At 70.5% G+C, this 22,905-nt stretch carries 23 protein-coding genes; 13 read left to right on the forward strand and 10 right to left on the reverse strand.

The features are described 5' to 3' along the window. The first annotated feature begins 63 nt into the window (after positions 1–63). Positions 64–789 carry a hypothetical protein gene (locus IEY60_RS02050; RefSeq protein ID WP_189023180.1) on the forward strand — a complete coding sequence of 242 codons (726 nt, stop codon included), beginning with the start codon at positions 64–66 and terminating at the stop codon, positions 787–789. Between the two features lie 61 nt (positions 790–850). Here the strand turns inward: IEY60_RS02050 and IEY60_RS02055 are convergent, their stop codons facing one another. The 4 genes from IEY60_RS02055 to IEY60_RS02070 all read right to left on the reverse strand — a co-directional run bounded on the left by IEY60_RS02055 (position 851) and on the right by IEY60_RS02070 (position 4,443). Continuing rightward, positions 851–1,528 carry an urease accessory protein UreD gene (locus IEY60_RS02055; RefSeq protein ID WP_189023182.1) on the reverse strand — a complete coding sequence of 226 codons (678 nt, stop codon included), beginning with the start codon at positions 1,526–1,528 and terminating at the stop codon, positions 851–853. Then, positions 1,518–2,225 (reverse strand): urease accessory protein UreG, encoded by a 708-nt coding sequence (gene ureG / locus IEY60_RS02060; protein ID WP_189023184.1) that lies wholly within the window; start codon positions 2,223–2,225, stop codon positions 1,518–1,520. The genes IEY60_RS02055 and ureG overlap by 11 nt, the downstream gene beginning before the upstream one ends. A 36-nt stretch (positions 2,226–2,261) precedes the next feature. After that, entirely contained in the window at positions 2,262–2,912 is a 651-nt protein-coding gene (locus IEY60_RS02065; protein ID WP_189023186.1) for an urease accessory protein UreF, read from the reverse strand. A 61-nt stretch (positions 2,913–2,973) separates the two neighbouring features. After that, the gene (locus IEY60_RS02070; RefSeq protein WP_189023188.1) at positions 2,974–4,443 is read right to left on the reverse strand and encodes an MFS transporter; all 1,470 of its coding nucleotides are present in this window, start codon (positions 4,441–4,443) and stop codon (positions 2,974–2,976) included. A gap of 91 nt (positions 4,444–4,534) precedes the next feature. Here IEY60_RS02070 and IEY60_RS02075 point away from each other — a divergent pair, with 91 nt between their 5' ends. The 3 genes from IEY60_RS02075 (at position 4,535) to IEY60_RS02085 (ending at position 7,000) form a co-directional block, all read left to right on the forward strand. Next, complete coding sequence (locus tag IEY60_RS02075) at positions 4,535–5,227, forward strand: TetR/AcrR family transcriptional regulator (protein WP_189023190.1); 693 nt, start codon at positions 4,535–4,537, stop codon at positions 5,225–5,227. A gap of 55 nt (positions 5,228–5,282) precedes the next feature. After that, positions 5,283–6,263, forward strand: coding sequence for a zinc-binding dehydrogenase (locus IEY60_RS02080; protein ID WP_189023192.1), 981 nt, complete (start codon positions 5,283–5,285; stop codon positions 6,261–6,263). Positions 6,264–6,337: 74 nt separating this feature from the next. Continuing rightward, complete coding sequence (locus IEY60_RS02085; protein ID WP_189023193.1) at positions 6,338–7,000, forward strand: class I SAM-dependent methyltransferase; 663 nt, start codon at positions 6,338–6,340, stop codon at positions 6,998–7,000. 54 nt (positions 7,001–7,054) lie between these two features. Here IEY60_RS02085 and IEY60_RS02090 read toward each other — a convergent pair whose 3' ends face one another. Further along, complete coding sequence (locus tag IEY60_RS02090) at positions 7,055–8,275, reverse strand: DUF418 domain-containing protein (protein ID WP_189023195.1); 1,221 nt, start codon at positions 8,273–8,275, stop codon at positions 7,055–7,057. A gap of 142 nt (positions 8,276–8,417) precedes the next feature. On the opposite strand from IEY60_RS02090, the gene IEY60_RS02095 reads away from it, so the two are divergent. The 8 genes from IEY60_RS02095 to IEY60_RS02130 all read left to right on the forward strand — a co-directional run bounded on the left by IEY60_RS02095 (position 8,418) and on the right by IEY60_RS02130 (position 15,470). Continuing rightward, positions 8,418–8,813 carry a DUF4440 domain-containing protein gene (locus IEY60_RS02095; RefSeq protein WP_189023197.1) on the forward strand — a complete coding sequence of 132 codons (396 nt, stop codon included), beginning with the start codon at positions 8,418–8,420 and terminating at the stop codon, positions 8,811–8,813. Positions 8,814–8,887: 74 nt separating this feature from the next. Further along, on the forward strand, positions 8,888–9,871 hold the full coding sequence (locus IEY60_RS02100; RefSeq protein ID WP_189023199.1) for a zinc-binding dehydrogenase: 984 nt from the start codon (positions 8,888–8,890) through the stop codon (positions 9,869–9,871). A 119-nt stretch (positions 9,872–9,990) separates the two neighbouring features. Then, the gene (locus IEY60_RS02105; protein ID WP_189023201.1) at positions 9,991–10,917 is read left to right on the forward strand and encodes an acyl-CoA desaturase; all 927 of its coding nucleotides are present in this window, start codon (positions 9,991–9,993) and stop codon (positions 10,915–10,917) included. Positions 10,918–10,926: 9 nt separating this feature from the next. Then, positions 10,927–11,190, forward strand: coding sequence for an acyl carrier protein (locus IEY60_RS02110; RefSeq protein ID WP_189023203.1), 264 nt, complete (start codon positions 10,927–10,929; stop codon positions 11,188–11,190). After that, the gene (locus tag IEY60_RS02115) at positions 11,187–12,077 is read left to right on the forward strand and encodes a class I SAM-dependent methyltransferase (RefSeq protein ID WP_189023205.1); all 891 of its coding nucleotides are present in this window, start codon (positions 11,187–11,189) and stop codon (positions 12,075–12,077) included. Before IEY60_RS02110 ends, IEY60_RS02115 begins: the two co-directional genes overlap by 4 nt. Continuing rightward, positions 12,074–13,315: a cytochrome P450 gene (locus IEY60_RS02120; protein ID WP_189023207.1), complete on the forward strand. Its 1,242-nt coding sequence runs from the start codon at positions 12,074–12,076 to the stop codon at positions 13,313–13,315. Before IEY60_RS02115 ends, IEY60_RS02120 begins: the two co-directional genes overlap by 4 nt. Further along, a complete protein-coding gene (locus tag IEY60_RS02125; protein ID WP_189023209.1) occupies positions 13,312–15,030 on the forward strand; it encodes a fatty acyl-AMP ligase in 1,719 nt (572 codons plus the stop codon). Before IEY60_RS02120 ends, IEY60_RS02125 begins: the two co-directional genes overlap by 4 nt. Next, positions 15,027–15,470 carry a PaaI family thioesterase gene (locus IEY60_RS02130; protein WP_189023211.1) on the forward strand — a complete coding sequence of 148 codons (444 nt, stop codon included), beginning with the start codon at positions 15,027–15,029 and terminating at the stop codon, positions 15,468–15,470. Before IEY60_RS02125 ends, IEY60_RS02130 begins: the two co-directional genes overlap by 4 nt. A gap of 86 nt (positions 15,471–15,556) precedes the next feature. Here IEY60_RS02130 and IEY60_RS02135 read toward each other — a convergent pair whose 3' ends face one another. Beyond that, the gene (locus IEY60_RS02135) at positions 15,557–16,678 is read right to left on the reverse strand and encodes an SMP-30/gluconolactonase/LRE family protein (protein WP_229739484.1); all 1,122 of its coding nucleotides are present in this window, start codon (positions 16,676–16,678) and stop codon (positions 15,557–15,559) included. 79 nt (positions 16,679–16,757) lie between these two features. Here IEY60_RS02135 and IEY60_RS02140 point away from each other — a divergent pair, with 79 nt between their 5' ends. Next, on the forward strand, positions 16,758–17,639 hold the full coding sequence (locus IEY60_RS02140) for a LysR family transcriptional regulator (RefSeq protein ID WP_189023213.1): 882 nt from the start codon (positions 16,758–16,760) through the stop codon (positions 17,637–17,639). 42 nt (positions 17,640–17,681) lie between these two features. Here the strand turns inward: IEY60_RS02140 and IEY60_RS02145 are convergent, their stop codons facing one another. From IEY60_RS02145 to IEY60_RS02160, 4 genes are read right to left on the reverse strand one after another with little or no spacing between them, the layout of a single operon-like run. Next, positions 17,682–18,938: a cytochrome P450 gene (locus IEY60_RS02145; RefSeq protein WP_189023215.1), complete on the reverse strand. Its 1,257-nt coding sequence runs from the start codon at positions 18,936–18,938 to the stop codon at positions 17,682–17,684. Positions 18,939–18,968: 30 nt separating this feature from the next. Continuing rightward, positions 18,969–20,267: an FAD-dependent oxidoreductase gene (locus IEY60_RS02150; RefSeq protein WP_189023217.1), complete on the reverse strand. Its 1,299-nt coding sequence runs from the start codon at positions 20,265–20,267 to the stop codon at positions 18,969–18,971. Beyond that, positions 20,264–21,487 (reverse strand): cytochrome P450, encoded by a 1,224-nt coding sequence (locus IEY60_RS02155; RefSeq protein WP_189023219.1) that lies wholly within the window; start codon positions 21,485–21,487, stop codon positions 20,264–20,266. Before IEY60_RS02155 ends, IEY60_RS02150 begins: the two co-directional genes overlap by 4 nt. Beyond that, positions 21,484–22,722: a cytochrome P450 gene (locus IEY60_RS02160; protein ID WP_189023221.1), complete on the reverse strand. Its 1,239-nt coding sequence runs from the start codon at positions 22,720–22,722 to the stop codon at positions 21,484–21,486. The genes IEY60_RS02155 and IEY60_RS02160 overlap by 4 nt, the downstream gene beginning before the upstream one ends. Positions 22,723–22,905: the final 183 nt, after the last annotated feature.

The following is a 22,905-nucleotide window of genomic DNA, read 5'->3' on the forward strand; positions in this document are numbered from 1 at the left end:
GCACCGAGCCCGCAGCGACAAAGGGTAGGTTCGGTCGTCGCGGCTGGAGCGGTCCCCCTGGTCATGGCCCTGATCGGCACGGGCACCGCGAATGCCGATCCCGCGCAGGCGGCGGTGACCCAGTCCGAACACCCGGCCGGACCGGAGTTCGACGCGGTGGCGCCCAACGCCACTCCGTATGTGGGCCAGCAGATGCCGGAGAATACGCGCAGCTCGCTGCAATGGTCGCGGACCGGCCCGGAAACGGATTACCTGTCGCCGGTGGGCACGCTGCACGCGCCGACCCCGGTCGCACCGGTGCCGCCGATCCTGCCGCCGCCGGGCCAGTTCCGCTTCGGTGACCAGCTGGTTCCGGTGCCGGACTTCGTTCCGGTCGACACGTCGATCCAGATCAACGACGCCTCGGCCAACACCGAGGCCAATCTCGCGACGTTCCTCGACTCGGTCGGGCTCGAGCGCAGCCGTTCGGACCGGATCGCGTCGTCGACCCTCGGCTCCGCCGCGCGCGGCGCCGCGGTCGGGTCGACGGTGGCCACACCCTTCGCCATGGCGGCGAGCACGGCAGGCGCGGTGGCCGGCCTCGTCACCGGTGTCGTCTTCTTGCCGATCGGCCTGGTCGCAGGCCCGATCCTGGGCGGAATGGCCGCCTACACGGCGGTGTCGGTGCCGTTCACGATCGTCGGCGCCGGAATCGGCGCGGCGGTGGGTGCGGCGAGCGGTTTCCTCGCTCCGCCGCGAGCGGCGACGCCGGATTCGATCGCCGACGACGCGGTGATGGTCAGCGCCTGATCCTCGGGCACACAGCAGTGGGAGCCGGATATCCGTCCGGCTCCCACCGTTGTTTCGTGCGCTATCCGACGGCCGCCGCGACCGGCACGCCGGCACTCAGACGAGTACTCGTGCGGGTCGCGAGGGAACCACCGGCGGCCAGCGGCAACCGAACCGCGTCGATACTTCCCGCCGAGGCGGCTCGCTCGTCCGGATAGACCAGTTCGCTGTCGAGCGCGCGCGGCGCGCGCAGCCGGTCATCGGTGGACGCCCCCGCACCGAGCTCGAGGCGGTGCCGCAGCAACGGGATCTCCCCGAGGTCGGCCACCAGGTCACCGCGCCATCCGCCGCTGTCCTCCCCGCTGCGCCCGACCTGCACGCGCTCGCGCAGTCGCAGCCGGGCATCGGGCGCCAGCTGGACCATGGTCACCGTGTGATGGTGCGCGCCGCCTGCCACGATCGTGGGCTCCGGGTCGAAATCCAGTTCGGCGCCCGCCCCGATCTCGAATCGCCAGTGCGCCACCGACAGCGGGGTGCGGGTGCTCGGCAGCGCGATCGTCGCGGCCACCGACCGGACGATCAGCCGCGCGCCGGGCAGCACCACGATGCTGATGGCGAGTTCGTCCCCGCCGAGCGGGGTCGCGGCCGTGCCGATCAGATGCACGGTGTCGGCACCGGTGTACCGCCCGGCCAGGCCACCCACCGCCTCGATGCGGGGCAGCCTGCCCGGCGCGGCGACGATGCTCAGCTCAGTGCGCAACGCCGGTGGCCGCGTCCTGCTCGGCGACGATCCGCAGCTGCTCGCGCACCCAGGCCAGCACCGGGGTGGCGGCCGGGTCGTCGGTCAGCGACACCAGGGCGGTGGGGCGGCCATCGCGCACCTTGGCCGCGTCGCGTTCCATGACGCCCAGATCCGCGCCGACCAGCGGCGCGAGGTCGGTCTTGTTCACCACCAGCAGGTCGGAGAAGGTGACGCCGGGGCCGCCCTTGCGCGGCACCTTGTCGCCGCCCGCCACGTCGACGACGAAGATCTGCACGTCGATCAGGCCGGAGGAGAACGTCGCGGTGAGATTGTCGCCGCCGGATTCCACCAGGATCAGATCCAGCGGCGGGTTGGCCGCGACCAGGTCGTCGATGGCGTCGAGGTTGGCGGTGATGTCGTCGCGGATGGCAGTGTGCGGGCAGCCGCCGGTCTGCACGGCGGTGATCCGCTCGTCGGGCAGCACGGCGTGCCTGCGCAGGAAGTCCGCGTCCTCGGTGGTGTAGATGTCGTTGGTCAGCACGGCCAGGGACAGTTCCTCGCGCAGCTGCCTGCACAGGGCGGCGACCAGCGCGGTCTTGCCGGAGCCGACCGGGCCGCCGATGCCGATGCGCAGCGCCTCACCCGGCGCGCGGTGGCGCTTGGGGCGGTCGTGGCTGTGATCGTGCGGTTCGCCATCGATCAGATGGGGAGGCATGGGAACTCCTTCTCGTGGGGACGGGATTCGGGGCGGCTAGGACGCGAACAACGGCATGTCGCGGTGCAGATGACGTTCGGCCAGCGCGTCCTGCACCGGATCCGACAGTGCGGCGAGACCGGTGGCGGCTTCGGCGGCGATCCGGTCGCACAGCGGTGCGAGCCGCATCGTGCCCGCGGCGATGGCGGCGGGATCGAGGGCGAGCAGGCGCTGGGCGGCGGTGGCGGCGCCGGTGAGCGTCGTGTAGACGACCACGCCGGCGAGCTGTTCGGGGTCGGCCGCACAGGCGGCGCCGACCATGCCGAACACCGTCGACAGATGCGGCCGGGCTCCGGCGGGAGCCCAATCATGGTGCGGCCACAATTGTTTGGCCAGTCGCAGCAGCCCGCGGCCTTGGGCGCGCGAGGCGGCGCGGGCCGCGGGCGACGGCGTGCGCGCGTCGGCTTCGAGCTCGGCGCGTTCCGGGGTCAGCGTCGCGGCGCACACCGCGGCAGCGAGCGAGGCGGCCACGAGCCCGGAGGTCGCGATCCGCCGGCGCAGGTACAGCTCGACACTCGCGGTGTCGCGCACCAGCCCCGACGACACCGCTTCCTCGACACCGCCGGAGTGCACGTGCCCACCGATCGGCAAGCGCGAATCGGCCAGCGCGAGCAATGTCGCCAGGCCGGCCGCACCCTCGTTTCGCATCCGCCGATCCTATGCAACGAACCTGGACATCCGCCCGGTGAGGCCGATCGGTGGTCGTCGCTCAGCGGGTGTTGCGTGCCGAGCGCCAGGCCAGCACCGCCATCGCGATCAGCAGCAACGCGCCGCCCGCGGTCGCGACATGCATACCGCTGACGAAGGATTCGCGCGCGGCATCGATCAGGCCGGTGTCACCGTTCGCGTGGGTGAGTGTCTCGCCGAGAGTGTCGCCGAAGTCGCCGCCGGACCGGAAGACGAGCGCGGCAACCGAACCCAGCAGTGCCAGGCCGAGCGCGTTGCCCAGCTCGAAACTGGTCTCGGAGATGCCGACCGCCGAGCCTGCCCGTTCGGCGGGGACGGCCGACACGGCCACATCCGACACCAGCGTGAACGAGATGCCGTAGCCGATACCGGCGATCATCGAGCCCAGGATGTACCAGACCAAGCCGCCGTCGACACCGACGCCGAGCAGCATCAGATTGCCGACCGCCGACATCACCAGGGCGAGCGTGAACGTCGCCCGCACGCCGAGCCTGCGCCCGACCCGCGCGCCACTCATCGAGAACACGAACACCGCGACCGCCATCGGAATACCCAGCAGCGCGGCCTGCAACGGATCGCGGCCGGTCACCGACTGCAGGTAGACGCTGGTCAGATAGCTCAGCGCGGCCAGCGACATCATGCCGACCAGGCTCGCCCCGATCGCCACCCGGAACAGCGGCCGGGTGAACAGGCTCAGGTCGAGCAGCGGCTCGGCCAGGTGCCGCTGCCTGCGCACGAACGCCACCAGCACGACGACACCGATCGCGGCGATCACCAGCGAGGTGAGGTCGAAGCCCTCGGCGGCGATGTGCTTGATCCCGTAGATCACCGGCAGGATGCCGCCGATCGACAGCGCGACGCTGGGCAGGTCGAGCGGGCCGAGCGCGGCCGACCGGTGCTCGGGCAGCAGAATCGGCCCGAAGACGAGCAGGATCGCCAGCACCGGGATGTTGATCAGGAACACCGAACCCCACCAGAAGTGGTGCAGCAGCAGCCCGCCGATGATCGGCCCGACGGCCGAGCCGCCGGCGAAGAACGCGGTCCAGACGCCGATCGCGGTCGCGCGCTCGCGGGCATCGGGGAACAGGCTCGAGATCAGCGCGAGGCTCGACGGCAGCAGGGTCGCGCCGCCGATGCCCATCAGCACGCGCGCGGCGATGAGGATCGCGGCGGTCGGGGCGAACGCGGCGAGCACGGAGGCGAGGCCGAAGACGGTGGCGCCGACGAGCAGGATGTTGCGCCTGCCGATCCGGTCGCCGAGGTTGCCCATGGTGATGAGCAGACCCGCCAGCATGAAGCCGTAGATGTCGAGGATCCAGAGCTGCTGGGAGGCACTGGGATCCAGGTCGGCCGTGAGGGTCGGCATGGCGAGGAACAGCACCGAGATGTCCATCGACACCAGCAGCACCGGCAGCAGCAGCACGCCCAATCCGAGCCATGCGCGGCGTCCACCGGCGACTGCGGTGGGCACCGCCGGTTCCAGCTTCGTCATTCCGACATCCTTCCAGGGGTTTGCGTACACCGTACGCGGGGAACGGGTACAGTGTACGCACGCAAGGGCAAAATCGAAAGTGAGTCATGGGATGACTGATGCGAAACTCACTCGCACCGCGATCGTCGACGCCGCGATCACCCTCGCCGACGCCGACGGATTGGACGCGGTGTCGATGCGCCGCATCGCCGAACGGCTGGAAGTCGGCACCATGTCGCTGTACCGGCACGTGGCGAACAAGGACGAGTTGATCGCGGCCATGACCGACGAGATCGGCGCCCGGCATCCCTACCCCGACCCGACCGGACAGGGCTGGACCTGGCGCGACCGGGTCCGCATCGCCGCGGAGATCGATTGGGAGCTGTACCAGCAGCATCCCTGGGTGCTGCTCACCTTCGCGGTCCCCCGCTACAGCTTCGGCCCGCAGGGTCTGACCAGCCTGGCCTGGCTGGTCGAGGGCCTGCGCGCCCTCGACGTCTCGGCCCGCGAGGCCACCACCATGGCGTTCACGGTCTGGAACTACATCTCCGGCGCGAGCCTGCCGGTGATCGGTGGCGCGCTGCTCGCGGAAAAGCGCACGGCGACCGACGACGCGAACGGCTTGCGCGATCTCCTCGACGGCAACCCGTCGTTCCCCGTGCCGCCCGCCCTGGCGGAACTGAACGGCGCAGGCGTGAGTGAACTCACCTCCGAAGACCTGCTGTTCCTCGGCCTCGACGCCCTCTGCGACGGTTTCGCCGCCCGCGCCGAACGCCGGGCCGCCGCGATCCCGAGCCGGGACTGACCGCTCGGGACGGATGGCTTGACCTCGAGCACTGTTCAGGTTGAACAGTGGTCCCATGCACGCAATCCGACTGCACGAATTCGGTCCGGCCACCAATCTGCGCTACGAGTCCGTTCCCGATCCCGAACCCGCGCCCGGTCAGGTGCGGATCGCGGTGGCGGCGAGCGGTATCCATCTGGTCGACACGGCGCTGCGTCGCGGCGAACCCGGCCCGTTCCCCGTCCCCGCCCTGCCGACGGTGCCGGGTCGGGAGGTCGCCGGGACGGTCGATCGGGTGGGCGAGGGTGTCGACCCGGGCCTGCTCGGCACCTCGGTGGTCACCCATCTGGGCGCCGCGCCCGGCGGTTACGCGGAACTCGCGACGGCCGACGCCGATCGACTGCTGACCATCCCGGACGGAGTGCCGGCCGCCACCGCGGTCGCGATGCTCGGGACCGGCCGCACCACCCTGGGCATCCTGCTGTTCGCCGATCTCGACGCGGACAGCGTCGCCGTGGTGACCGCGGCGGCGGGCGGCATCGGGACCCTGCTCGTGCAGTACGCCCGCGCGGCGGGAGCGACCGTGGTCGGCTTGGCGGGCGGCCCGGAGAAAGTGCGCCAGGTGGCGGCGAACGGCGCCGACATCGCGGTCGACTACACCGCCGACGACTGGCCGGGGAAGGTGCGCGCCCAGCTCGGCGGCCGGGCGGCGACCGTGGTGTTCGACGGTGTCGGCGGGGCGGCCGGGTCCGCCGCGGTCGATCTGCTCGGCCCCGGCGGCACGCATCTGATCTTCGGCTGGTCCGCGGGCACACCGACCGTCGTCGATCCGGCCGCGCTCGCGTCCCGCGGCATCACCTCACGCTCAGTGCTCGGTCCGCCGATGATCGAGCGCGCGGGCGGTGATCTGCTCACCCTGTCCCGGCGCGCGCTGACCGCGGCGGCCGACTCGCTGCTCACCCCGGCGATCACCGAGTTCCCGCTCGCCGAGGCCGCCCTGGCCCACGAGTCCCTCGAAAATCGTGCCACGACAGGAAAGGTCGTGCTGATTCCCTGATCTGGGCGATGCTCGTGCCGTAGATCGCAGTATGGCGTGCGGCGGGCGGCGGCGCGGTGGTGGAGACTGAGGTCATGACCGACGCGCAGCCGTCCGCCGATCGTCGTCTCGCCGCCCAGGCCTTGGCGGCGAACGATCCGACCGGATGGTTCGAACCGCTCTACGCCGAGGCCGCGGCCTGCGGCGCGGTCGTTCCGTGGGACCGCGCCGAACCGAATCCGCTCCTGGTCGACTGGCTGACCTCCGCCTCGATTCCCCAGGGCGCTCGCGGCCTGGTCATCGGCTGCGGGTACGGCACCGATGCCGAATTCGTTGCCGCTCGAGGAATTCGAACCACCGCGTTCGACATCTCCCCCACCGCGATTCGCGGCGCCCGAGCCCGTTTCCCGCAATCCCCGGTCACCTACAAGGTCGCCGACCTGCTCCACCCGCCTGAGGCCTGGCTCGGCGCCTTCGACCTGGTGATCGAGTCGATCACCGTCCAATCGCTGCCGCCCGAGATCCGCCGCGCCGCCGTCACGAGCATCCAGAACCTCCTCGCCCGCGACGCCACCCTCCTGGTCATCGCCGACATCGCCACCGCGCCTGCCCTCGGCCCGCCCTGGCCGCTCACCGCCGACGACATCGGCGCCTTCACCGCCCCCGACCTCACCCCGGTCCGCATCCAATGCCTCCCCCGTCCCGACGCACCCGGCCGCCACCGCTGGCGCGCCGAATTCCATCGCCCGGCGTCCTGACTCCCCGCCCGGACCAGCAGGAGTCCGGCTACCGGCCGAGACCGCCACCAGCACTCACTTGGTTTGCGCCGCAGCCATTTCCGCGGGCCGGCGCCACGCCGGGACCTGCAGGTAGGTCGCCGCGCGCAGCACCCACTCCACCGGACCGTACGGATGTCCGCGCAACCACCACGCGCTGATCGCGAGCTGGGCGGCGAAGGTGACCAGCGCGATGGCGACGACACCGAGCGGCGGGACCTTGTCGGCCAGCGCGAAGCCGTACCCGGTGTAGACGACCATGAGCACGATCGACTGGCCGATGTAGTTCGAGGCCGCCATCCGGCCCGCCGGGGCGAGCAGGGCGGCGAAGCGGCCGGTGCGGGCCGACTGGGCGAGCCGGACGACGACGGCGACGTAGGCGAAGGTCATGGCCGGCCCGACGAGGTACTGCAGGCCGTGGATCAGGGCGGGCGCGTTCCACCAGTTCATGATGTCGGCGAAGGTCAGCGCGGAGATCGGCAGGCCGACTCCGAAACCGAGGACCATCGCCCGGGTGGACCAGCGGCGCTGGGTTTCCGGGTCTTCGAACAGGTTCCGCTTGCCCGCCGCCATGCCGAGCAGGAACATGGCCAGGCTCGGGATGCCCTGGGCGAACCAGATCAGCAGCAGGAACAGCGGCGCGAGGGCCGTCTGCGCCGCGAAGGTGCTGGCGAAGCTGCCCGTGTACTCGGCGGACAGTTTCGGCAGGTCCAGGAACTGTCCGAGGCCGAGAATGCTCGTCTCACCGGGTGCGAAGCTCCACACCGACCACACCGTGTACAACACCACCGCGGTGATCACCGCGGTACGCGGCCGCAGCTTGCGCAGCAGGATCAGGTGCAGGCACAGGAACGCGTACAGGGTGAGGATGTCGCCGATCCACAGCAGACACACGTGCACGAGCCCGATCGCCATCAGCGCGGCACAGCGGCGCAGCAACCGCCGGGCCGGCGCGGCGCCCGCCCGCTCGGCGGCCGCGATCTGGAGGGTGAACGAGTAGCCGAACAGGAACGCGAACAGCAGGTAGAACCGTCCGGTGAACAGCGCGTCCACGGTGGCCCGCACCAGGTGGTCGACGGTGCCGTCGAACAGCGACACCGGTTTCTCCTCGGTGCCGACCGCCGACCACAGGGTCGTCGCCACGATCACGTTGGTGATCAGGATCCCGAACAGGGCGAACCCGCGCAGGATGTCGACCTCGGCGATCCGCCGACCGGAAGCCGCTGCGGGCGAACGTGTTCCGAGTGCCTCTGCCATGGGCTGAGCGTAGGCCTACCGGCAGGTCGACTTCGTCCACCGCGCGGGCTATTTCCGTGCGATGCCGGCGTCCACGCTCATCAGCGGCGTATTGACTTCCCGTCCCCGGACTGCGTCGGCGGCTGCCACCTAGACTTCGGGCGTGTCTCACCCCACCCCTGATGTGCTGACCGCCGTCGAATCCCTGCATGCCGACCTGGCGCAGTGGCTGGGAACGGCTGCCCCCGACGAGGTCTTCGACCGCTTCGCCGCCGCCCAGCATCCGGCATTCACGATGGTCACCACCGCGGGCGCGGTGGTCGCCAGGGACGAACTGCTGACCGGCCTGCGCGGCGCCCGCAACGCGCAGCCGGGACTGACGATCGAGATCACCGAAGTCGACACCCTCCTCGACGACGGCACCACGGTGGTGATCCGCTTCCTCGAACGCCACTTCGCCGGCGGCACCACCACCGCCCGCCGGGTCACCGCCGTCCTCGTCACCGACGGCCAGGACGGGCTGCGCTGGCGCACGGTCCACGAGACGCCCCTGCCCTGACCGGCCCCGGCTCGGCCGCAGTGCCACAATGGGACAAGGCTCGTGCAGGACTCGCAACCACCACGGAGGCGGACATGCAGGCAGTTGTCATCGACCGGTTCGGCGAACCGAAGGACGTGCTCACCGCGCAGGAGGTGCCGCCGCCCGCACCGGGACCGGGTGAGGTGCGGATCGCGATGACGCTGTCACCGATCCACAACCACGATCTCGCCATCATCCGCGGCGTCTACGGCTACCGGCCCCCGCTCCCGGCGATTCCCGGCACCGAGGCGGTCGGCGTCGTCGACGCGGTCGGGCCGGGCGCCGGGATCCAGGTCGGCCAGCGGGTCGCGGTCGCGGGTGCCCGCGCGACGTGGGCGGACTTCTTCCTCGCCCGCGCCGAGCAGGTGGTCCTGATGCCGCCGACGGTGTCCGACGAGACCGCCTGCCAGCTGCTGGCCATGCCGCTGAGTTCGCTGATGCTGCTCGACGATCTGCGGGTGCAGCCGGGACAGTGGATCACGGTGAACGCCGCCAACGGCGCGGTCGGCCGCCTGGTGAATCTGTTCGCGCAGCAGCGGGGCGTGCATGTGCTGAGCCTGGTTCGCGGGCCCGGATCGGTGCGGGCGATGGAGCAGTTCGGCTACGGGCCGGTGATCGACACCGAGGTCGAGGGCTGGGCGGCGCGGGCGGCCTCGGTCACCAACGGCGAGCCGATCGTGCGGGCGGTCGACCAGGTCAGCGGGCAGGCCGCCGGCGACCTGATGTCCCTGCTGGCCCCGCGCGGCGAACTGGTCTCCTTCGGCGCGCTGTCGGGTCAGCCGCTGATCATCGACACCGGCGCCGTCATCTTCAAACAGGCTGTGGTCAAGGGCTTCTGGGGACAGCAGCGCAGCGCCGAGATCGATCACGCCGACTACGTCCGTCTCGTGCACGAGCTCGTCGGCCGCGCCGCCGACGGCACGCTCCGCCTGGAGGTGCAGGCGGAGTTCCCGCTCGACGGCGCCGCCGACGCGGCCGTCCTGTCGGAGACTCCCGGTCGCAACGGCAAGGTGGTGTTACGCGCGGGCGCGCGCTGACACCGCCATACACAAGTCCGATCCGACGATCGAAGCCCACGGCGAGCACGCGCCGTGGGCTTCGCCCGTTGTTACGGTCCGACTGTCCGGCTGGCGGATTCCGAGCTGACGAGGATGAGATGACGCGAGACGACACCGTGCCGCGGAAGAAGACGATCAGCACCCCCTACATCCACCGGCTGCAGCGCAGGCACTTCCTGCTGTTCGACGTCGCGCCGATCGCCGGAACCGTCGCCGCACTGGCTTTCCTGTTCGTGCGGCCGTTCGGGGTCGTCGAGTTCGCGCTGCTGTTCGGCATGTGGCTGGCGACCGGTCTCGGCATCACGGTCGGCTATCACCGGCTGTTCACCCACCGCACCTTCCACACCACCTCCGCGGTCGCCGCCGTGCTGGCGGTGCTGGGGTCGATGGCCGGACAGGGCCCGGTGGTGTCGTGGGTGGCGCTGCATCGGCGGCATCACGAGTACAGCGATCGGGCGGGAGATCCGCACTCCCCCAACCTGTCCGGTGACGGTGTGCGCGGTGCGCTGCGCGGGCTGGCGCATTCGCATTTCCTGTGGATGCGCCGGCACGAATACCCGAATGTCGTCCACTACGCGCCCGACCTGATCAAGGATCGTTCGCTGATGCGGGTCGCCAGGTTGTACTACTGGTGGGTGGGTCTCGGCCTGCTGATTCCCACCGTGCTGGGTGGGCTGCTCACCCTGAGCTGGACGGGCGCCGTCAGCGGGCTGCTGTGGGGTGGGTTCGTGCGGATCTTCCTGCTCGAGCACATCGTCTGGGCGATCAACTCGGTCCTGCACATGGTCGGCACCCGTCCGTACCGGTCCAGGGAGAACAGCCGCAACGGCGGTGTGTTCGCGCTGATCACCCTCGGCGAGTCCTGGCACAACAACCATCACGCCTTTCCCGAGTCACCGTCGTTCGGATTGCACTGGTACCGGCTCGATCCCGGCTACTGGCTGATCTGGACGCTCGAAACCTTCGGTCTCGCCTGGGATCTCAAGATCCCGTCGGCCGACCGGCTGGCCGCCAAACGCGCATGAGGAGCTGACATGGACACCAGCAGAGAAGCCATCGTCACGTGGTGCCAGGAGTATCTCGGGCAGCTGCTCGAGGTGCCGGCGGCCGCGATCGACCCGCTCGCCGATTTCGACCGTCTCGGTGTCGATTCCGCCCTGGCGGTCGCCCTGCTCATCGAGGTGGAGGAACGCTTCGGCGTCGACCTGTCGCCCGACGACCTCTACGAGAACCCGACGCTGGACGCGGTCGCGGGGCATCTGCACGAGCAGCTGACCGCTCCCGCCACGCACTCGTGACCGAGGTGGCCGACACCGCCCGCGCCGACGCGGCGGCCGCGGCGATTCGGCACCACTACGACATCGGCAACGACTTCTACCACCTGTGGCTCGACGAGTCGCTCAGCTATTCGTGCGCCATGCCCGAATCTCCGAGTGACACACTCGAATCGGCGCAGCAACGCAAGCTCCGGCACCACCTGGGCGCGGTCGGCGCCGATCAGGCGGAGTCGGTGCTCGACATCGGCTGCGGGTGGGGTGCGGTCCTGGCGCGGGGCAGCAGGGAGCACAGTGTTCCGCGCATGGTCGGCTTGACGCTCAGCGACGAACAGGCAGCCTACGTGCGTGCGTTGGCGTTGCGCGGTGTCGAGGTCCGTACGCAGAGCTGGGTGCACTTCGAACCCGCGTCGCGGTTCGACGGTATCATCTCGATCGGCGCGTTCGAGCATTTCGCGCGCCCCGACGATCCGCCTGCCGCGAAGATCGCGGTGTACCGGGAGTTCTTCACCCGCTGCCGGGACTGGCTGACCACCGACGGCACCTTGTCGCTGCAAACGATCGCCTACGGGAACATGCGCCGCGACCAGGCCAGTGCGTTCATGCAGCAGGAGATCTTCCCCGACGCCGACCTGCCGACGCTCGCCGAGATCACCGCGGCCGCCGAGGGCTTGTTCGAGATCGCCACGCTCACCGACGACCGGCTCGACTACGCGTGGACCTGTGAGCGGTGGGCGCGGCGGCTGCGCGAGCACCGGGCCGAGGCGGTCGAGCTGGTCGGCGCGCAGACCGTCGCCCGCTACGAGCGGTATCTGAAGTTGTCGGCGCTGGGGTTCCGGATGGGCAAGCTGGGGTTGCTGCGGATCGTCGCGCGGCCGTACCCCGACACCTTCTTCCGGAGTCCGCGATGACGCTCTCGCAGGCCCGGCCGCCGATCCGGTTCAACCCGTTCAGCACCGAGTTCCGCCGCGACCCCTACCCCGTGTACCGCGCGCTGCGCGAGACCAGGCCGGTGCACAAGACGCTCGGCATGTGGGTGCTGACCCGCCATGCGGACGCGCGCGCTGTCCTGCACGACAAGTCGTTCAGCGCCGGGTTGATCCCGAAGCTGGTCACCGAGCAGGCGCGCCGGCTCGGTCAGCCGGAGGTGGCGCGGATCGAACGACTCGGCCGCACCTCGCTGGTGTTCACCGACAATCCCGAGCACGCCCGGCTGCGCGGCCTGGTGAACAAGGTGTTCACCGCGCGCACCGTCGCGACGCTCGAACCCCTGGTCGCCGCGGTCGCCGAACGCCTGCTGCGTCCGGCCGTCGCGGCGGGCGGCGCGGACGCGATCGCCGACCTGGCCGCGCCGCTCCCGGTGGCGGTGCTGTGCGAGTGGATGGCGCTACCGACGGCCCTGCACGCCTGGGTCGGCGGCTGGACCCACGACATCCGCTTCCTCCTCGAACCCGGACTGATGAAGGCCGAGGATCTGGCGCGGGTGCGCACGGTGGTCGAGCTGTTCGCCGACGCGCTGGCCGAGGTGCTCGCCGAACGCCGCGCCCGGCCCGGTGCCGATCTGATCAGCCGGCTGCTCGCCGCGCGCACCGCAGGCGGCGACCACCTCGCCGACGAGGAACTGATCTTCGTCTGCATCATGTGCTTCGTCGCGGGCACCGAGACCACCAAGTCGCTGATCGGCACCGCGACGCTGGCCCTGCTGCGGCATCCGGATCAGGCCGCCCTGGCGCGCCGGTCCCCCGAACGGCTGGGCGCGGCCGTCGCCGAGGCCCTGCGCTACGACACGCCGCTGCAGTTGACCAAACGGCAGGCGACCCGGGACGTGGCGGTCGGCGGGGAGACGATCCGCGCGGGCGATCACGTCCTGGTGTGCCTGGGCGCGGCGAACCGGGATCCCGAGGTGTTCGCTCGTCCCGACGAATTCGACATCACCCGCACCCCTGGCGCGCACCTCGCCTTCGGGCACGGCATGCACGGCTGCCTCGGCGGCGCGCTGGCCGAGCTGCAGACCCGCATCGCACTGGACGCCCTGCTCCGCAGGCATCCGCGGCTCACCACGCCACACGCCGAATTCGCCTGGCAGGAGCACAGTTTCCTGCTCCGCGGCCTCGCCGGTCTCCCGATGTCGTTCGGGGCGAGCAGATGACCAGGCCCGTCACGTCGCTGCCCGATGTCCTGCGCGAGCGCGCCCACACCGATGCGGACCGGGTCGCCTACCGCTTCCTGGACGACACCGGCGCCGAGGCCGACCGGCTCACCTACGCCGCCTTGCACGCGCGGGCCTCGTCCGTCGCGGCACAGCTGCGGTCGGTGTGCGCGCCGGGTGAGCGTGCGCTGCTGGTCTTCCCGCCGGGGCTGGATTTCCTGGCCGCGTACTTCGGCTGCCTGTACGCGCGGGTGATCGCGGTCCCGGTGAATCCGCCGCGCCGTGACCACGTCCAGCACGCCACCCGCTCGATCGTGCGGGACTGCGCGCCCGCGGCGGTCCTCACCGTCACCCAGACACTGCACCCGCTGCGCACCGCGTTGGGACCGCTCCTGCCGCAGGCACACTGGGTCACGGTGGATACCGTCGGCCCTGCCGAGTTCGCCGCCGAACCGCTCGAACCCGACGCGGTGGCGTTCCTGCAATACACCTCCGGCTCCACGTCCACACCCAAGGGCGTCATGGTCTCGCACCGCAATCTCGCCGCCAATCAGGCGATGATCCGGCAGGCCTTCGGTCATGACAGCAGCTCCACCGTCGTCGGCTGGGCGCCGCTGTTCCACGATCAGGGGCTGATCGGCAATGTGCTGCAACCACTCTGGGTGGGCGCGACCAGCGTGCTGATGTCGCCCGCCACCTTCGTGCGGCGGCCGCTGCTGTGGTTGTCGGCGATCAGCGAGTACCGCGCGCATTCCAGCGGCGGCCCGAACTTCGCCTTCGACGCCTGTGTCGCCAGGGCCGCCGCCGAACCACTGCCCGACCTCGATCTCACCAGCTGGCAGGTCGCGTTCAACGGCGCGGAGCCGATCCGCCCGACCACCCTCGCCCGGTTCACCGAAACCTTTGCCCCACAGGGATTCCGGGCCACCTCACTGTATCCGTGCTACGGACTGGCCGAGGCGACGCTGCTGGTCACCGGCAGCGACAAGGGTCGCGGTCCGCGCACGCTGACCGTCGACAGCGCGGCGCTCGGCGCGGGCCACTACCTGCCTGCCCGGCGCGGTAAGGCGCGCACGCTGGTGAGTTCGGGCCGAGTGCTGCCCGGTGAACGGCTACGGATCGTCGACACCGCCACCTTGCGGCCGTGCCCGCCCGGCCGCGCCGGGGAGATCTGGGTGGCCGGTGACCATGTGGCGCGAGGCTATTGGCAGCGTCCAGAGGCAACCGACGAACTGTTGCGGGCACGCACGGCCGACGATCCGCGCACCGAGTGGCTGCGTACCGGCGATGTCGGGCTGCTGGTGAACGGCGAACTGTATGTCGTCGGCCGCACGAAGGACATGGTGATCATTCGTGGCCGCAACCACTACCCGCACGACATCGAGGACACCGTGCAATCCGCGCACCCCGCGCTTCGGCACGGGAGTTCGGCGGCCTTCGCCTACCCCGGCGACGCGGGCGAGCGGCTCGTCGTCGTGCAGGAACTGCGCCGCGACCGCCTCGACGCCGACCCATCCGAGGTGATCGGCGCGATCAGGGCCGCCGTGATCCGCGAACACGAACTCGCCGTCGGCGACCTGGTCCTGACGCTGCCCGACCAGCTGGCCAAGACGAGCAGCGGCAAAATCATGCGATCGGCCGCCCGCGCACGCTACGCGGCGGCAGGATTCGCAGCATGGCCGCACACCCCCGAGCAGAGGAGCCGAACCCGATGACGACCCAGGCCCCGAACCCCGACTTCGCACAGTTGGTCCCCGCCGCGGTACTGTCCATGCCCGCCGCCGCCCACCTGGGCTTCCACTTCGGCCGAATCGAACCCGGTGAGGTCGAGATAGTCCAACCCCACCGCCCCGAACTCACCCAGCACGACGGCTATTTCCAGGGTGGTGTCCTCGGCTCCCTCGCCGACTTCGCCGCCGGATCGGCCGCAGGCACCCTGCTGCCGATCGGCTGGGTCAACATGACCATCGACTACACCGTGAAAATCCTCGCCCCCGCCAAGGGCGCCACGGTGATCGCCCGCGGCCGGGTCATCAAGCCCGGCTCCCTGCTCACCATCGCCGCAGCCGACGTGTTCTCCGTCGAGGAATCCGGCGAAACCCTCTGTGCGACAGCGCTGGTCACCATGCGCAACGTCCGCATCGCCACCCCGTGAGGTCGTGATCTCGAGACCGACCTCAGCATCCCCTCCGTGATCCAGCGCGACTCGCCGATCATCGAGTGGCCTTGCAGCGCTTCGAATTATCGTGGTCGGTCGACCGCCACAGCCGAGTAGGAAGTGGCCGGGGTGGGGGCCGTGTCGAAGCGGGCGTTCGGGAGGTACAGGCGGTCACCGTAGGCGGCGATGGTGGCGGGGACGTCGAAGCGCGGGTCGGTGATTCGGCGGGTGACGGATCCTGTAGTGCCTGCGGGGTTGAGGATGATGGTCGCGATGGCGTTGCGGCGGTTCTGGACCGCGAACAGGGTGGTGTTCTGGAGGAGTAGTCCGTCGCCGTCGGTGAGGGATTCGCCGCCGAGGTCGACCTGGCTTGTGATGCCGGTGGTGGGGTCGACTCGGAACAGGTGACCGGTGGCCGACTGGACGATCAGGAGTGCGGTGCCGTCCGGGGTGCGGACGATGCCGTTGGCGTTGAAAGCCCCTGGTAGGTAGGCGATGTCGCCGGTGAGGGGGATGCGGATCACCGCGTCGGGTGGTGGGAGTGCGCCGTCGGGGCCGATCGGCAGGTGGTACAGGACGGGGGTGAACGAGTCGGTGACCCACGCGCCCTCCGGGGTGAGGACAATGTCGTTGACGAATGTCTGTGGGCCGGTGGCGAAGTGGTAGGTCGCCAGTGTCGCGCCGGTCCAGGCGTCGATGACGCGGAAGTCGCCGCCGGTGCCGCCCGCGACGAACAGCCGGCCGCGGTCGTCGAGTTGCAGGCCGAGGGCCTGCGTGCCGGGGCCGCGGGTCAGCAGGTCGCCGTGGCCGGTTATCAGGTTCGCGCGGTAGAGGGAACCGTCTGCCATGGAGCCGAAATAGGCGATCGGGAGGGATCCGATGGCGATGCCCTCCGCTTGGAACCCGGCGGGCAGCGCGATGGTCGTGGGGAACAGTGGGCCGTCCGCGGTTGCCCGGTGCGATGGCATCAGCACGGTCGCGGCGACACCGACCAGCGCAGCCGCGGTCGCGAGAACTCGCTTCATCTCATCCTTCTCTCTGGGCCCGCCTTTTCGGGAAGCCGGCCCCACCCCGGCAGGCGGCAGCAGTTCGGTCGTCGCCACGTAGGTCGTGCCCCAGGCCGCGGGCGCGAGGGCGGTGACCGCGGTACTCGACAGCCTCCCGCCGTGGCCCAGGGAAACCGGCTGAGCCACTGGTGTTTTCATGGGTTCCATCTCACCGCGTGACGATCAATGAATCCAACACATGTTTGTCACCGCACCGATCGTGATTCACGATGGATCCATGGAGCTCCAGCAGATGCGCTATGTCCTGGCCGTCGCCGAGACGAACAGCTTCACCAGGGCCGCCGAACGCTGCCTGGTCGTGCAGTCCGCGCTGAGCCACCAGATCGCCCGCCTGGAGCGGGAATTGGGCGCGAAGCTGTTCGAGCGCACGAGCCGACGGGTGCGGCTCACCGCGGCCGGGGCGGCGTTCCTGCCCGCTGCCCGCCAATGTCTCGACGCGGCCGAGCGGGCGGCGGCGGAGGTCGCGGCCGCCGTCGGCGAGGTGCGGGGCAGGCTCGCGGTCGGCCTGATCCCCACGGTCGCCGCGGTCGACCTGCCCGCCGCGCTGCGCGAGTTCCGCGCGCGATATCCGCATGTGCGGATCAGCCTGCGGGTTGGCGCCAGTGAGGACCTCGCCGACCAGGTCGAGCAGGGGACGCTCGACGTCGCCTTCCTCGGCCTGCCGACCACCGTGCGACCACGCGGCGTCGCCGTCCACGAACTCGCCCGCGACAGACTCGTCGCGGTGGTCGCACCGAACCATCCGCTGGCCACCGAGCCGACGGTCGACCTGCGCCGGCTCTCGACCGAGGTGTTCGTCGACCTGCCCGCGGGCACGGCAGGGCGGATCCAATCGGATCTCGCGTTCGCCGCAGCGGGCCTGACCCGCGACGTCGCCTTCGAAGTGACGACCGCGGACTACATCGCCCGCCTCGTCGGGCAAGACCTGTGTGTGGCCATGATGCCCGCCGCCCACGCACCGCAGCTCACCGGCGTGCGCACCGTCGAGGTCACCGACGCGCCGACCCGCATCGAGTACGTCGTGTGGAACCGCACCGACCGCAGCCCGGCGGCAACGGCTTTCCTTGCGGCACTGGATATCCCGACAGGACAGCACTGACAGCCCCGCCGGCGGGACCGGCGGGGCTGTGCAGAATGCGGATCAGGCGGGGGTGACCGCGACCCGCAGCGACTCCAGTCCGCGGATGACGACGTTCGGCTTGAACGGCGGGTTCTGCGACCGCAGCTCGAACGTGCCGACCTTGCGCAGCAGCACGTCGAGCAGGATCTCCATCTCCAGCAGTGCCAGCGGCGCGCCGAGGCAGTAGTGGATGCCGAGGCTGAACCCGAGATGCTTCTTGGCCGGGTTCATCGGATCGGAGTAGCGGGTCAGGTCGACCCGGTCGGGGTCGGCGTAGGCGGCCGGATCGTGGTTGGCCGAATTGATCAGCACCACAACACCTTCCCCCTTCTCGAACTCGTGCCCGGCGACGGTGATCGGCCGGGTCGCGGCGCGCGTGGTGATCTGCACCGACGGGTCGAGCCGGAGCAGTTCGTCGGGGGCGACCGGTAGCAGTTCGGGACGGTCGCGCAGCAGCTGGATCTGATCGGGGTTGCGCAGCAGGCGCAGCATGCCGGTGCCGATGAGATTGGCGGTGGTCTCGTGGCCCGCGACGAAGGTGGTGATGCAGGTCGCGAGGAGTTCCTGCTCGGTGAGCACATCACCGCGGTCCTCGACCTGGGACAGCACGCTGAGCAGGTCGTCGCGCGGGGTGACGCGCCGTTCGTCGAGCAGTTCGCGGAAGTAGCCCATGAAGCCGCGCGAGGCGGCGCTGCGGGCACTCAGGCATTCCTCGGGCAGCGTGTAATCGTGGTCGAAGCCGCGGGCCAGGTCCTGGGACCACCGGTGGACCTGGTCGTAGGCGTCGTCGGGCACGCCGATCAGCTCGCAGGCGATGATCAGCGGCAGCGGGTAGGCGATCATCTCGACGAGGTCGAATTCGCCCGCGGCCAAGGCGTCGTCGACGAGCTGCTCGCACAGCTGCTCGATCCGCGGACGCAGCCGGGTCACCATGCGCGGGGTGAAACCCTTGGTGACGAGGTTGCGCAGGCGGGTGTGGTCCGGCGGCTCCATCCACAGGAACGAGGTGGGCAGTTCCTCGGCCGCGTTCTCCGGCGACACCGTCGGGTGCATCATCGCCGCTTCTTCGGCATGGCTCCAGGCGGTGGTGGACAGCACCGCGGCGCAGTCCTCGTACCGGGTCAGCACATGATGGCCGAGCGGGGTCTGGTGGATGGGTCCCGCTTCGCGCAGCACGCGGGCGGGGGCATACGGATCGGCGCGGCCGTCCGGCCCGAACAGCTGGACCAGCGCGGACTGTACTGCCTGGGCATCGATCGGGGAAGTCGTGGAGGTCATGCGTGGGTCTCCTGTGTTCTCCGTGGGTGGTCAGGAAAGGAGGATTCGGCGCAGCGTGCCCGGCGCGGTGAGCGCGGCGGGCGGGTCGACCAGGTGGGCGACCCGCAGGAAGGTCCTGGCCACACGGGGATCGTGGTGCGCGACGCGCTGCACCCGGGTGACGAAGACGTTGGTGAGCCGGGTCCGCAGCGTGCGCCTGCCCTCGACGCCCGGGTGGCGCAGGTCCGAGCCTGCGGCCAGCTGCCAGGCCACCGTGAGCGCGTCGGCGGCGGCCGCGTAGTAGCGCGCGGGCAGGTCGGCCGCACCGGCGGCCAGGCACTCCCGCAGCGCCGCGGCCTGCAGCGCGGCGACCGTCATGCCCTGGGCGTAGAGCGGATTGAAGGCGCACAGTGCGTCGCCGAGCACCACCAGCCCGGCAGGCGGGGAGCTCTGGTGGTCGAAGCGGCGCCGTACCGCGGTCCGGAACCGGTAGGGCACCGCGTCGCCGAGCGGTTCGGAGCCCACGATGATGGCGTGGATGTCGGGGGCCGACAGCGACGCGGCGTAGTCGCGGAAACCCTGATCGTCGACCGGCGGATGGTCACCGAGCATCCCGGCGAGGGTGACGTGCCACCGGTCGCCCTCCACCCGCACCGCGCCGCCGCCGCGTCCGTTCGCGCCGGTCGAGACGATCACCGAGGCCTGCCCGCCGAGCTGTCCCGGCCGGTGCCGGAAGAACCGCGACGCATAACCGAGATCGACGTCGAGCCGCTCTTCTTCGGGAGCCTCGGCGCCGATCTCGGTGAGCCACCGGGTGATCCGCGAGCCACGGCCGCCTGCGTCGATGATCAGATCGGCGGCGAGCGTCTGGGTGCCTGCCGGACCGAGCACCGTCACCGCGCGGACGCGCTGCGCGTCACCGACCAAGCCCTGTGCCGCCGTGCGGGTCAGCAGCTCGATGCCACGCAGCCGCAGCGTGCGCCTGCGCAGCAGCGTCTCGAGCAGCGACCGCGTCGCGATCACCGAGGTCAGCCCGGTGGAACCGGCCGCGAGCCGGGAACCGCCCACGTACCACCGGGTGCCGATCAGCACCTCGGCGACGGTCGCGCCGTCCGAGACCGCCTGTTCGGTGAAACCGGGATACAGATCCTCCATGATCCGGCGGCCGCGGTCGAGCAGGCCGTGCAGATGCCAGGCCTGCGGAACACCGCGGCGCACAGTCTCTTTCGCGTCCAGCTCGTCGCGCTCCACGATGGTGACTCGTTCGAAGGTGTCGGCGAGTACCCGCGCGGCCAGCAGCCCGGCGATCCCGGCGCCGATGACGATCGCGTGCCCGCCTGGCGCGGTCACAGTGTCACCGGAAGATGCCGGATGCCCCGGTGGATCAGGCTCGGACGGTATTCGATCGGCTTGTCGGCCAGTGCCAGGTCTGGTGCGCGGTCCAGCAGTGTACGGATGGCCGCCTCGGCTTCGATCCGGGCCAGCGGCGCGCCGACACAGTAGTGGATGCCGAGGCTGAACCCGAGATGCTTACGCGGGGGCCGGTTTCCGGTGAAGCGGGTGATGTCGAAGGTGTCGGCGTCGCGGTAGACCCGCTCGTCGCGATTGGCCGAGCCGGTGAGAACGACGACGCCGTCGCCGCGGCGGAAGGTGTGCTCGCCGACCCGGGTGTCGTCGAGGGCGACCCGGATCGTGAACTGGGTCGGCGCGTCGTAGCGCAGCATCTCGTCGATCGCGGGCCCGATCAGCTCGGGGTGGGTGCGCAGCAGCGCCAGCTGGCCGGGGTGGCGCAGCAGGGCGAGCAGGCCGTTGCCGATCAGGTTGATCGAGGTCTCCATGCCCGCGACGAGCAGCAGCAGCGACATCCCGATCACCTCGGGTTCGGTGAGGAAGTCACCGTCCACGCTGGCCGCGACGAGTTCGCTGAGCAGGTCGGCGCCGGGCTGCTGCTTCTTCTCACCGATGAGCCGCGCGAAGTGCCCCATGCAGGCGATGGCGGCGTCGGTGCGGGCGCTGATGTCGTCGGGTCCGAGCAGCGAGTCGGGGTCGCTGCCGCGCGCAATCGCCAATTGCCAGGCGCGGAAGCTGTTTCCGTCGGCCGCGTCGGCGCCGAGCAGGCGCACCGCGACCATGGCGACGGCCAGCGGCACCGCGAGATCCTCGAGCACATCGAGTTCACCACGATCCAGGGCCGCGTCGACCAGCCCGTCGACCACCGTGCCCGCGACCGGCGCCATCTCGCCGATCATCTTGGGGGTGAACGCTTTCGCCACCAGCTTGCGGTAGCGGCCGTGCTCGGGCGGGTCCATCCGGACGAAGGAACCGGGGATGGCGGCGGTGGTGTCGCGGAACGGGCTGATGCCCGCCGAATAGCCGTGGCCCCAGTCGTTTCCGGTGAGGACCGCAGCGCATTCCTCGTAGCGGGTCACCAGCGTCACCGGGACGTCGCCGAGGGCGTAGGGAAACAGCGGTGTCGCCTCGCGGACGCGGTGGTAGGCGGGGTACGGGTCGGCGCGGTGGTCGGGCGCGAACGCGTCGAAGGTGAGGTCGGCGGGGACAGCGGTACTCATCGGCCCTCCAGGCTGATTCGCAGTTCGGACATGCCGCGCACGACCACGTTCGGGCGATACGGCGGTTCGGCGAGCAGATGCATCCGCTCGACACGGGTGGCGACGGCCCGCAGCACCGTCTGCATCTCCAGGCGGGCCAGTGGCGCGCCGAGGCAGTAGTGCAGGCCCAGCCCGAACGACAGGTGCCGCTCGGGTCGCCGACCCGGCAGGTAGCGGCCGATGTCGAAACGGTCGGCGTCCGGGAAGGCCTCTGGGTCGCGGGCAGCCGAGCCGATCAGCACGATCACCGCGTCGCCGGGGACGAAAGTCTTTCCGGTGAGCTCGATCTCGTGGCGGGCGGTGCGGGTGGTCAGGTGCACGGGCGGGTCGTAGCGCAGCACTTCGTCGACCGCGGGCACGCACAGCGCCGGGTCGTCGCGCAGCAGCTGGAACTGGTCGGGGTGGCGGATCAGCGCCAGCAGGCCGTTGCCGATGAGGTTGACCGTGGTCTCGTGTCCGGCCACGACCAGGATCAGCAGGGTGCCGATGAGTTCGGTCCTGGTCAGCCGCACGCCGGCGTTCTCGGCCTGCACCAGGGCGGTGATCAGGTCCTCGCGCGGGTCGCGGCGGCGCTGGGCGATCAGGTCGCCGAAGAAGTCGGTGAACGCGTGCACGGCGGTGGTGCGCGCGGCCAGTTCCGCCGGGCTGAGCAGGGTGTCCGGGTCCAGGCCGCGGGCGATGTGCGCCGAGATCTCGCGGACGTGGGCGTGGGATTCGGCGGGGACGCCGAGCAGTTCGCAGATCAGCGTCAACGGCACCGGGTAGGCCAGCGCCTCCAGGACGTCGGTCTCACCGTCGGCCAGCATCGCCGTGAGCAGTCCGTCGACCAGCTGCTCGGCCCGCTCGTGCAGTCCGGCCACGGTGCGCGCGGTGAACGCCTTGCCGACCAGGCCGCGCAGCCGGGTGTGGTCCGGCGGCTCCATCCAGAGGAAGGACCCGGGCAGTTCGACCTCGCTGTCACCGTGCAGCAGCTCCGGCTCCTCCGCGTGACTCCAGCGCGGGTCGCTCAGGATCGCCTGGGCCTCGGCGTGCCGCGGCACCAGGTGGGTGTCGCGAGGCCCCGGGACGAACGGACCGGCCGCGCGCAGGGTCTCATAGCTCGGATACGGGTCGTGGCGGCAGTGCGGTGCGACGCTCTCCAGCACCGCGATCTGCACCGGGGTCGGGTCGTCGACCGCGACATGATCGGAAGTCACCGGCAGCTCCTGGGCGATATCGGTGCGGGGGTTTCGCCGCTCATCGTCACCGCCGACGCGACCCGAATTCGTGCAGCATTGCCTGCTCCGATCGGGCGATAGCCGAATATCTTTATCAGGCAGTGCAATTGGGCGATCGACTGTGATTATCGGCGCGCGTATTTCGGAATTCGTTCAGCGCGA

It is taken from the genome of Nocardia rhizosphaerihabitans (assembly GCF_014646295.1).
Taxonomy (GTDB): domain Bacteria; phylum Actinomycetota; class Actinomycetes; order Mycobacteriales; family Mycobacteriaceae; genus Nocardia; species Nocardia rhizosphaerihabitans.

What these genes read in the sequence shown, in the direction of transcription:
- IEY60_RS02125 (WP_189023209.1), top strand. Translation starts at nt 13,312, where the DNA reads ATGACCAGGCCCGTCACGTCGCTGCCCGATGTCCTGCGCGAGCGCGCC.
- IEY60_RS02110 (WP_189023203.1), top strand. Translation starts at nt 10,927, where the DNA reads ATGGACACCAGCAGAGAAGCCATCGTCACGTGGTGCCAGGAGTATCTC.
- IEY60_RS02135 (WP_229739484.1), bottom strand. Translation starts at nt 16,678, where the DNA reads ATGAAAACACCAGTGGCTCAGCCGGTTTCCCTGGGCCACGGCGGGAGG.
- IEY60_RS02155 (WP_189023219.1), bottom strand. Translation starts at nt 21,487, where the DNA reads ATGAGTACCGCTGTCCCCGCCGACCTCACCTTCGACGCGTTCGCGCCC.
- IEY60_RS02075 (WP_189023190.1), top strand. Translation starts at nt 4,535, where the DNA reads ATGACTGATGCGAAACTCACTCGCACCGCGATCGTCGACGCCGCGATC.
- IEY60_RS02065 (WP_189023186.1), bottom strand. Translation starts at nt 2,912, where the DNA reads ATGCGAAACGAGGGTGCGGCCGGCCTGGCGACATTGCTCGCGCTGGCC.
- IEY60_RS02145 (WP_189023215.1), bottom strand. Translation starts at nt 18,938, where the DNA reads ATGACCTCCACGACTTCCCCGATCGATGCCCAGGCAGTACAGTCCGCG.
- IEY60_RS02090 (WP_189023195.1), bottom strand. Translation starts at nt 8,275, where the DNA reads ATGGCAGAGGCACTCGGAACACGTTCGCCCGCAGCGGCTTCCGGTCGG.
- IEY60_RS02050 (WP_189023180.1), top strand. Translation starts at nt 64, where the DNA reads ATGGCCCTGATCGGCACGGGCACCGCGAATGCCGATCCCGCGCAGGCG.
- IEY60_RS02105 (WP_189023201.1), top strand. Translation starts at nt 9,991, where the DNA reads ATGACGCGAGACGACACCGTGCCGCGGAAGAAGACGATCAGCACCCCC.
- IEY60_RS02130 (WP_189023211.1), top strand. Translation starts at nt 15,027, where the DNA reads ATGACGACCCAGGCCCCGAACCCCGACTTCGCACAGTTGGTCCCCGCC.
- IEY60_RS02085 (WP_189023193.1), top strand. Translation starts at nt 6,338, where the DNA reads ATGACCGACGCGCAGCCGTCCGCCGATCGTCGTCTCGCCGCCCAGGCC.
- IEY60_RS02120 (WP_189023207.1), top strand. Translation starts at nt 12,074, where the DNA reads ATGACGCTCTCGCAGGCCCGGCCGCCGATCCGGTTCAACCCGTTCAGC.
- IEY60_RS02080 (WP_189023192.1), top strand. Translation starts at nt 5,283, where the DNA reads ATGCACGCAATCCGACTGCACGAATTCGGTCCGGCCACCAATCTGCGC.
- IEY60_RS02070 (WP_189023188.1), bottom strand. Translation starts at nt 4,443, where the DNA reads ATGACGAAGCTGGAACCGGCGGTGCCCACCGCAGTCGCCGGTGGACGC.
- ureG (WP_189023184.1), bottom strand. Translation starts at nt 2,225, where the DNA reads ATGCCTCCCCATCTGATCGATGGCGAACCGCACGATCACAGCCACGAC.
- IEY60_RS02140 (WP_189023213.1), top strand. Translation starts at nt 16,758, where the DNA reads ATGGAGCTCCAGCAGATGCGCTATGTCCTGGCCGTCGCCGAGACGAAC.
- IEY60_RS02100 (WP_189023199.1), top strand. Translation starts at nt 8,888, where the DNA reads ATGCAGGCAGTTGTCATCGACCGGTTCGGCGAACCGAAGGACGTGCTC.